At 71.8% G+C, this 9,315-nt stretch carries 6 protein-coding genes; 2 read left to right on the top strand and 4 right to left on the bottom strand.

The annotated features are described in order from the left end of the window. Positions 1–71: 71 nt before the first annotated feature. A complete protein-coding gene (locus B9S57_RS20145; protein WP_103516954.1) occupies positions 72–1,226 on the bottom strand; it encodes a C40 family peptidase in 1,155 nt (384 codons plus the stop codon). A gap of 447 nt (positions 1,227–1,673) precedes the next feature. Here B9S57_RS20145 and pcrA point away from each other — a divergent pair, with 447 nt between their 5' ends. Then, entirely contained in the window at positions 1,674–4,112 is a 2,439-nt protein-coding gene (gene pcrA, locus B9S57_RS20140) for a DNA helicase PcrA (RefSeq protein WP_103516953.1), read from the top strand. Positions 4,113–4,204: 92 nt separating this feature from the next. On the opposite strand, the gene B9S57_RS20135 is transcribed toward pcrA, so the two are convergent. Together B9S57_RS20135 and B9S57_RS20130 are read right to left on the bottom strand one after the other, a co-directional pair. Further along, the gene (locus B9S57_RS20135) at positions 4,205–5,812 is read right to left on the bottom strand and encodes a M23 family metallopeptidase (RefSeq protein WP_103516952.1); all 1,608 of its coding nucleotides are present in this window, start codon (positions 5,810–5,812) and stop codon (positions 4,205–4,207) included. Positions 5,813–6,050: 238 nt separating this feature from the next. Continuing rightward, positions 6,051–6,956 (bottom strand): triacylglycerol lipase, encoded by a 906-nt coding sequence (locus B9S57_RS20130; RefSeq protein ID WP_103516951.1) that lies wholly within the window; start codon positions 6,954–6,956, stop codon positions 6,051–6,053. Between the two features lie 344 nt (positions 6,957–7,300). On the opposite strand from B9S57_RS20130, the gene B9S57_RS20125 reads away from it, so the two are divergent. Further along, positions 7,301–7,714, top strand: a complete 414-nt coding sequence (locus B9S57_RS20125) for a cobalamin B12-binding domain-containing protein (RefSeq protein ID WP_103516950.1) — start codon at positions 7,301–7,303, stop codon at positions 7,712–7,714. Between the two features lie 220 nt (positions 7,715–7,934). Here the strand turns inward: B9S57_RS20125 and B9S57_RS20120 are convergent. Next, on the bottom strand, positions 7,935–9,315 hold a 1,381-nt coding region (locus tag B9S57_RS20120), incomplete at its 5' end, for a DUF5691 domain-containing protein (RefSeq protein WP_103516949.1).

Raw genomic sequence — 9,315 nt, 5'->3', positions numbered from 1 at the left:
CCCGCCGGTGTGTCCTCGATGCCGCCGCGCGCCCCCACGGCCCGGCGCGGCGCCGCGTGCCGGGCCGTGGGTCAGGCAGGGCGCACGCTGCCGTAGATCGGCATGTAGTAGATCGACTCCTCGCGGACGTTCGCGCCGGGCTTCGGCGCGTGGATCATCATGCCGTCGCCCTTGTAGATGCCGACGTGGCTGATGTCGTCGTAGAAGAAGACCAGGTCCCCCGGCTTCAGGTCCGCCGTGGCCACCCGGGTGCCCACCTCGACCTGGTCCCAGGTGGTGCGCGGCAGATCGACGCCGGCCGCCTTCCACGCGGCCTGGGTGAGTCCCGAGCAGTCGTACGAGGACGGGCCCGTCGCGCCCCAGACGTACGGCTTGCCGATCTGGGCGCGGGCGAACGCCAGGACCTTCTCCGCCTTCGAGGCGTAGCCGCTGCCGGATCCCGTACCGCCGGTCCCGGTCCCGGTCTCCGCCTTCTCCGCCTCGTCCGTGGAGGTCTGCTCGGCCTTCTCCTTCGTGGCGGCGGCCTGCTGCCGGGCCAGCTCCTCGGCCTTGCGCTCGGCCTCGGCCTCCTTCTTCCGCTCCAGCTCCGCGAGCCGCGCCTTCTCCTCGGCGGTGAGCTCGGACAGCAGGCTCCGTGCCTCGGTGAGCTTCGTCTGCACCTGCTGCTTGCTGGTGCGCAGCGTCGCCTGCGACTCGGTGAGCGTCTCCAGGCTCTTCGTCGCCTCGACGCGCTTGGCCGCCGCTTCCTTCTGCTGCGTACGGAAGTCGGCGACCGTCTTCTGCTGCCGGCTGGTCAACCGTGCCATCAGCTGGTCCTGGTCGAAATACGACTGGGGGTCGTCCGCGAGGAAGAACGTCGCCGTCGGGGCGATCGAGCCGCCGCGGTACTGCGCGGCCGCGTAGCTGCCCAGCTCACGGCGTGTCTCGTTCAGCTTGTCCGCACGTTTCGCCGCCGCCTCCAGCAGCGCGTCGACCTTGGAGCGCTGCTCGGCCGAGGCCGTCTTCGCCTGGTTGTACTGCTGCGTCGCGGTGCCGGCCTGCCGGTAGAGCGCGTCGACCTTCTTCTGCACTTCCTCGATGCTGGGCTTCGGCTCGGCGGGAGCGGCCGTCGCGCTCTGCGTGGAGAGCAGGGTGACGGAGGCGAGCGCCGCGGTCGTGAGACCGACGGCGGGAGTGGTGGTGCGCACACGGGTGCGCGGCTTGCGATGCGACGCCAAGGCCGGCATCTCCTTCCGTGGACCGCCTACCGGGTTAGCGATGGGGCCCCCAGGCTGTTCAGGCGCTGGGGGAGGGTTCGGGCGGAACGGAAGGCTGCCCTACGGTCCGGTGGACACGGACCGATTCACCCCGGTGCTGCGTGTGGGTCCCCGGTTCCGGGCTCCCTTCGGGGGAGTACGGATTCGGCGGGGGCGCCCGTGCGGCGTGGTTCGCCTCAAGGGGGTACGGGGCACCCGTCGGAGCACGCTAGCCAACCCGTGGTGTCCCTGTGAAGGTTGATGTTCGATATGCCCGATACATTTCCGTGACCCTTTCGGTGCGACGGTCCGCGTGGCCGGAAACCGCCCCGGAATCTCACGCACCGTCGCTGGTTCGTCTCGGTGAGCGCACGCTCCCGGCCCCTTGTCACGGATCCGGCCCGGGCTGTCGGTGCGGCCGCCTAGACTCGTGAGGCGATGAGCAGCCTCTTTGACGACAGTTTCCTGACCGGCCTCCAGTCCACGGAGGACGGCCCCCCGCCGCCCCCCGAGGAGCACGCGCCCGAAGCGGTGCCCGAGGGCCTCTTCGAGGACGTCTTCGACGCGCCTCCGCCGCCGCGTGACGCCTATTACCGCGACGGTGCCCCGCGTCCCGTCGTCGACCCCGCCGCACTCCTCGACGGGCTGAACACCGAGCAGCGCGCCGCCGTCGTGCACGCCGGGTCCCCGCTGCTCATCGTCGCAGGGGCCGGCTCGGGCAAGACCAGGGTGCTCACCCACCGGGTCGCCCACCTCCTGGCCGAGCGGGGGGTCCACCCGGGGCAGATCCTCGCGATCACCTTCACCAACAAGGCCGCCGGCGAAATGAAGGAGCGCGTCGAGGATCTCGTCGGCCCGCGCGCCAACGCCATGTGGGTCATGACGTTCCACAGCGCCTGCGTGCGGATCCTGCGCCGGGAGTCGAAGCGCCTCGGCTTCACCTCGTCGTTCTCGATCTACGACGCCGCCGACTCCAAGCGGCTGATGGCGCTGGTCTGCCGCGACCTGGACCTCGACCCGAAGCGCTATCCGCCGAAGTCGTTCACGGCGAAGGTCTCGAACCTGAAGAACGAGCTGATCGACGAGGAGACCTTCGCGGGTCAGGCGTCGGACGGTTTCGAGAAGACCCTCGCCCAGGCGTACGCGCTCTACCAGGCGCGGCTGCGCGAGGCCAACGCCCTGGACTTCGACGACATCATCATGACGGCGGTGCACCTGCTCCAGGCGTTCCCCGACGTCGCCGAGCACTACCGCCGCCGCTTCCGGCACGTCATGGTCGACGAGTACCAGGACACCAACCACGCGCAGTACACCCTGGTGCGCGAGCTGGTGGGCCCGTCCGGAGAGGCCGAGGCCCCCGGCGAGCTCTGCGTCGTCGGTGACGCGGACCAGTCGATCTACGCCTTCCGGGGCGCGACCATCCGCAACATCCTCCAGTTCGAGGAGGACTACCCGGACGCCAGGACGATCATGCTGGAGCAGAACTACCGCTCCACGCAGACCATCCTGTCCGCGGCCAACGCCGTCATCGAGCGCAACGAGAGCCGCCGCCCCAAGAACCTCTGGACGAACGCGGGCGCCGGCACCCGCATCACCGGCTACGTCGCCGACACCGAGCACGACGAGGCGCAGTTCGTCGCGGACGAGATCGACCGCCTCACGGACTCCGGGGACGCGAAGGCGGGCGACGTCGCCGTCTTCTACCGCACGAACGCCCAGTCCCGTGTCTTCGAAGAGATCTTCATCCGTGTCGGACTGCCCTACAAGGTCGTCGGCGGAGTGCGCTTCTACGAGCGCAAGGAGGTCAGGGACGTCATGGCCTACCTCCGGGTCCTCTCCAACCCGGAGGACACCGTCCCGCTGCGCCGCATCCTCAACGTGCCCAAGCGGGGCATCGGCGACCGGGCCGAAGCCATGATCGACGCGCTGTCGATGCGCGAGAAGATCTCCTTCCCGCAGGCGCTGCGCCGGGTCGACGAGGCGTACGGCATGGCGGCCCGCTCGGCCAACGCCGTGAAGCGGTTCAACACGATGATGGAGGAGCTCCGCACGATCGTGGAGTCCGGCGCGGGCCCGGCGGTCGTGGTGGAGGCCGTCATGGAGCGGACCGGCTATCTCGCCGAACTCCAGGCCTCCACCGACCCGCAGGACGAGACCCGCATCGAGAACCTCCAGGAGCTCGCCGCCGTCGCCCTCGAATTCGAGCAGGAGCGCGCGGAGGAGGAAGGCGCGGGGACGCTCGCCGAGTTCCTGGAGAAGGTCGCGCTCGTCGCCGACGCCGACCAGATCCCCGACGAGGACGAGGACGGCTCCGGTGTCGTCACACTGATGACGCTGCACACCGCCAAGGGCCTCGAATTCCCGGTGGTGTTCCTGACGGGCATGGAGGACGGCGTCTTCCCGCACATGCGCGCACTGGGACAGGTCAAGGAGCTGGAGGAGGAGCGCCGGCTCGCCTACGTCGGCATCACCCGCGCCCGCGAGCGCCTGTATCTGACCCGGGCCGCGATGCGGAGCGCGTGGGGCCAGCCCTCGTACAACCCGCCGTCGCGGTTCCTGGAGGAGATCCCGGACCAGCACCTGGAGTGGAAGCGCAAGGGGCCGATGGCCGCACCGGCGGGCCCGACGTCCGGCATCACGTCGTCGTTGTCCTCGTCGCGCGCGAAGTCCGGGCCGTCGGGATTCGCGACCCGGCGCAGCTCGGACAAGCCGGTGGTCACCCTGGTGGTGGGCGACCGCGTCACGCACGACCAGTTCGGGCTGGGCACGGTGACGGCGGTCGACGGGTTCGGCGACCAGGCGAAGGCCACGGTCGACTTCGGCGACGAGCGGCCCAAGAAGCTGCTGCTGCGCTACGCCCCGGTCGAGAAGCTCTGACCGGCCGGGGGTCGATGTGAACAGCCCCGGCCCCGGACGTTCCTGCGCGGGATGTCCGGGGCCGGGGCTGTTTCAGGCCACCGCGTGGTGGATCAGTTCGGGTTGATCCCGTGGCTCCGGAGCCACGGCATCGGGTCGATCGCCGAGCCGCCGCCCGGCCGTACCTCGAAGTGGAGGTGCGGGCCGGTGGAGTTGCCGGAGTTCCCCGAGTAGGCGATGACGTCGCCGGCCTTGACGGAGCCCGAACGGATCCTGGTGGTGCTGAGGTGGCAGTACCAGGTCTCGGTGCCGTCGGGGGCGGTGACGATGGCCATGTTGCCGTAGGCGCTGTTCCACTGGGTGCGCACGGTGCCGTCGGTCGCCGCCATCACGGCGGTGCCGTAGGAGACGGGGAAGTCGATGCCCGTGTGCACGGACATCCAGTTCACCCCGGCCTGGCCGTAGGTCGCGCTGAGGCCGTGCTGCTTCACGGGCAGGACGAACTTGGGGCGCGCGGCCTCACGGCGCGCTGCCTCCTCCTCGCGCTTCTTCTTCTCCGCGGCCTGGCGCTCCTTCAGGTCGATGCGCTCCTGGGTGCGGCTGGCCCGGTCGGCGAAGTTCTCCGCGTCGGCGCTGAGGTTGGCGAGCTGGGTGTCCAGCTTGTTGTTGGCCACGGCCGGTTTGACGGTGTCGGCGGCGGCCATGGACGTGGTGTCGTCCTTCGTCTCCTCCGCGCCGACGCCGCTCACCGAGGCGGCGGCGATGCCCGCGACGCTCATGACACAGGCGGAGGGGACGGCGACGGTGAGCAGGGCCGAGCGCTTCGCCGGCGTACGGCGCCGACCCCGGCCGCCACCGCGCGGAGCGGCGGAACGGCCCACGGGGCGGGCGGAGGCGGACTCCGCGGTCAGGTCGAGGGAGTCCGGCAGGGGCTGCGGCCGATCGGCTTCGAGGGACTCGTCGTACACCTCGGTGTAGGTGTCCGTCGGGGCCGTTCCGGTGCCCGCTTCGGACTCGGCGTGCTCGTGGGAGCCGGGGGCGTCCTGGAGATCGTGGGCGCCGGCACCGTCGTGCGCACCGTCGTGTGCGGCGAACTCGGCGGTCTCGTACGGCTCGTAGGACACCGGCTGCTGTTCGTACGCGGGATACGACGTCTGTTCGGGGGCGTACGCCGCGCTCTCGGGCGTGGCGCCGGTGTTCCAGGCGGTGGCGTCGTAGGCGCCGGTGTCGGCGGCCGCGTAGTTCTCGTACTCCGCGGGCTCGAAGCCGGGGACGGCGTAGGTGCCGGTCGCATAGGCCGTGGTGTCGAACGTGGTGGTGGGGAAGGCGCCGGTGTCGCCCGCCGCGGACCACTGGTCGCTCTGGCCGGCCTGGTTCCACCCGGCGGTGTCCCACTGGCCCGTCGCGTCCGGAGCCTGGGCCGGGATGCCGGCCTCGGGGATCCAGGCGCCGGTCGTGTCGTAATTCTGGGGCGCCTGCGGGTGGGCCTGGGCGTCGTAGGTGTCGTACGAGGCCTGCTGATGCGCTCCGGTGTCCCACTGGGGCGCGGCGTAGGCGCCGTAACCGCCGTCGTACGCCGGGGCGTAGCCGTCGCCGTACGTGACCGTGAGGCCTTCGTCCTGGTGACCCGGCAGGGTTCCGAAGAGTGGATCGGTGTCGAAGCTGCCGGTGGAATGGCTGTCGTGTCCGGCATACCCGGCGTGGGGGTGCTGGTCGTTCACCAACTTCTCTCTCGCCTCGGCAGCAGGACCTGTTCCGGGGGCCGGTGGGGGATCCCGGGGTGAGCAGTGGCCGCGACTGTACCCGGCGGTAGGTGAGGACGACAATCTTCGGCGGGTTTCCGCATCGAAGGAAACGGGCAATCGGACGCCTTTCGGCTGACCGGGCGTTCAGGCTTGGCCCTGTGTTCGAAATTCGTTCTATTCGGCTGGCGCTGTAGGGCGGTCGAGCCGGCGGAGATCAGGCGACGGAGGCCGCCCCGGGGGCGTCGACGGCCGCACCGTCGGACTCGAGGGCCTGACGGATCGCCGACGCGACCGCCGGGTGCACCGGGAGGGCCAGGTGCCCGATACCGGTGACGCGCACATTGACCGCGTCGAGGTCGGGGTGGTCGACACAGGCCGTCTCGACCGGAAGCATCACCCTGTCCAGCTCGCTCCAGAAGCTGATGAACCGTGTCCGGCAGCCCGGCGCCGGGAGGCGCAGCTCCTCGATCAGATCGGAGCCGCCGCGCATCTGGCGGACGATGGGGTGCGCGCCCGCCAGCGGGGCGGCCGCCGTGCCGCCGTGCGGGGTGCCGAGGGTGACGAGCGTACGCACCCGGCGGTCCCCGCCGAGCCGCTGCACGTAGTACCGCGCGATGAGGCCGCCGAGGCTGTGTCCGACGATGTCGATCTCACGGTGCCCGGTGCGGGCGCAGATCTCCTCGACATGGCGGTCCAGGAGCTCGGCCGCCGTGCGGATGTCGCAGGTCAGAGGGGAGTAGTTGAGCGACTCCAGATGGTGCCAGCCGTGCCGGGCCAGGGAGCGGCGGAGCAGGACGAAGACGGAACGGTTGTCGATGAACCCGTGCAGGAGGACGACGGGCGGCCGCTCGCCGGCCGCGGTGGGCAGTGCGGTGGTGTCCGCCGAACGGGTGAACTCGTCGCCGTCCTCCTCGCCTCCGGCGCCGTTACCGGGTGGGGAGGGGAGCGGGGGCGGCGTGGATGCCCGGCGCTCCGGGGTGAGGCCGGACGGGTAGATGAGCACGTGCCCTGCCAGGATCACCAGCTCCAGGGCGGTGGCCCTGAGCAGCGTCGACGACAGCCAGGCGGTGGGCAGGCACGACCTGCGCAGCAGTAGGGGTAGGAAGGACAGGACCTTCATGGCCGACCTCCTGCACTGGCATGCGGGGAGGCGGCTCCCTGCCCCGTACGCCCTCAGGGGGGTCGCTGCGGAGGTGACCGGCGGCCCTGATGCGGCCGGGGGCCGTACCACCGTGCCGTGCGGCTGACGGCACGGTGGTACGACGACCTCGTTGCGGCTCCCCGGGCGGCGCTCCCCGCGCGGCCCGTGGGCCGCACGGTGCTGGGAACGACGCCGGCGAACATGTCCCACGTGTGATTTCCCCCTCCCGGTCCACCGCGAAACGGCGCCGTGCGGGATGCTGTGGATAACGTTCGTTCACATCACCGGCCCGCCGGGCACGGGAGACGCGTGTGGAGGCATTGATGGGTGTGACCGGTCCGATCCGTGTGGTGGTGGCCAAGCCGGGCCTCGACGGCCATGACCGCGGGGCGAAGGTGATCGCGCGGGCGCTGCGGGACGCGGGCATGGAGGTCATCTACACGGGGCTCCACCAGACCCCCGAGCAGATCGTGGACACGGCGATCCAGGAGGACGCCGACGCCATCGGTCTCTCGATCCTCTCCGGCGCCCACAACACGCTCTTCGCCAAGGTCATCGAGCTGTTGAAGGAGCGCGAGGCGGAGGACATCAAGGTCTTCGGCGGCGGCATCATCCCCGAGGCGGACATCGCTCCGCTGAAGGAGCAGGGCGTCGCGGAGATCTTCACCCCGGGTGCGACGACGGCTTCGATCGTCGACTGGGTGAACGCCCACGTCCGCCAGCCCGCAGAGGCCTGAAGCCCGCCGCTGCGGGCGCCGGTGCCTGGTCCGGGCCTGTCCGGGCGCCGTGGGCGACCACGGTCCGAGGCGGAGCCGGGCGTCGGGGCGGACCGGGCGGGGCGGACCGGGCGTCCGAGCGAGTCCGGTGGCGGGGCGAGCCGGGTGCCGGGACAGGGCCGGGTGTCGGAGCGGGGCCGGAGCGTGATGCGTGGGTCCGGCGCGTCCTGGCCCTCCCCGCTCAGCCGGTGGACTCCTCGGCCAGCTCCGCGTCCATGGCGGCGCGCAGCCGCAGCGTGGAGACCAGGCGCTGGAACGCCTCCGACCAGTACCCGCCCGCACCCGGCGAAGCGCCTTCCGGCTCGTCCGGAGTGGTGGTGAGCACCGCGAGCCGGTCCGCCTCGGCAGGGTTCAGGCAGCGCTCGGCGAGGCCCATCACCCCACTGAAGCTCCAGGGATAGCTCCCCGCGTCCCGGGCGATGTCCAGGGCGTCGACCACCGCCCGGCCGAGCGGCCCGTCCCAGGGCACGGAGCAGACACCGAGCAGCTGGAAGGCCTCGGAGAGGCCGTGCGCCGCGATGAACCCGGCGACCCAGAGAGCCCGTTCGGCGGGAGGCAGGATGGCGAGGAGCTTCGACCGCTCCGCCAGCGACACCGTCCCGGGGCCGTTCGCCGGTGGTGTCGAGGGCGCGCCGAGCAGCGCGCGTGCCCACTCCGGATCGTTCTGCCGCACCGCGGCGCGGCACCAGGCGGCATGCAGCTCGCCCGCCCACCCGTCGGCTACCGACAGCGTCACGAGCTCGTGCGCCGTCCGGCCGTCGAACCTCTCGCGCCAGACGCCGAGCGGGGTCGCCTCGACCAACTGCCCCAGCCACCACGACCGTTCGCCGCGCCCCGAGGGCGGTGCCGGTGCCACCCCGTCGCGCTGCATCGCGGCGTCGCACTCGTGCGGCGCCTCCACGGCGACCGACACAGCGCCCCCCGTACGGTCGGGGTTCACGCAGGACGTGGCGCGGTCCGCCATCCGCCGGGCGAGCGCCGATCCGGGCAGCGCGGACAGCAGTTCGGCGGCCGTGGCGCGGACATTGCGGCTGCGGTCCGCCAGCGCCTGCTCCAGGAAGTCCTCGTCGGCCCCGGAGAGGCCGCACCGCAGGGAATCGAGAAACATCAGACGGTCCTCGGCCCTCTCCGTGGACCACGTGCCGGCGAGCAGGGCCCGGGCCTCGGCGGGATCCTGCTCCCGTACCGCCGCGAGCAGCGCCACCCGTTCGGCGAAGAGGCCCTCGTCCCACAGCAGGCGCACCGCCTCCGGGTCGGCCGTGTCCGGCCGTTGGGCGCCCCGCGTCGATGCGCGCAGTGCGAACCTCCACTCGGGGTTCAGCCCGGCCAGCCAGAGTCCCCGCGGCCCGGCGAAGGCCAGGACGTGCGGACGGAGGTCCGTGCGTGCTCTCGCCGCGTCCAGCAGCGCGGGCAGCAGCTCCGCCGGCGCCCGGTAGCCCCGGGCACCGGCTGCGGCCAGCCACTGGGGGATGAGCTCGGTGAGATCGGGAGCCGCGCCCCGGCGCCCTCCGCCGGGGGGTGCCGAGCGGTCGGCGAGCAGCTGGGCGAGCCGGTGCCGGGCG

The sequence above is a fragment of the Streptomyces sp. SM10 genome, from assembly GCF_002910915.1.
Lineage (GTDB): Bacteria > Actinomycetota > Actinomycetes > Streptomycetales > Streptomycetaceae > Streptomyces.
The sequence above is the reverse complement of the archived record's forward strand: the minus strand, read 5'-3'. Positions and strand labels throughout refer to the sequence as shown.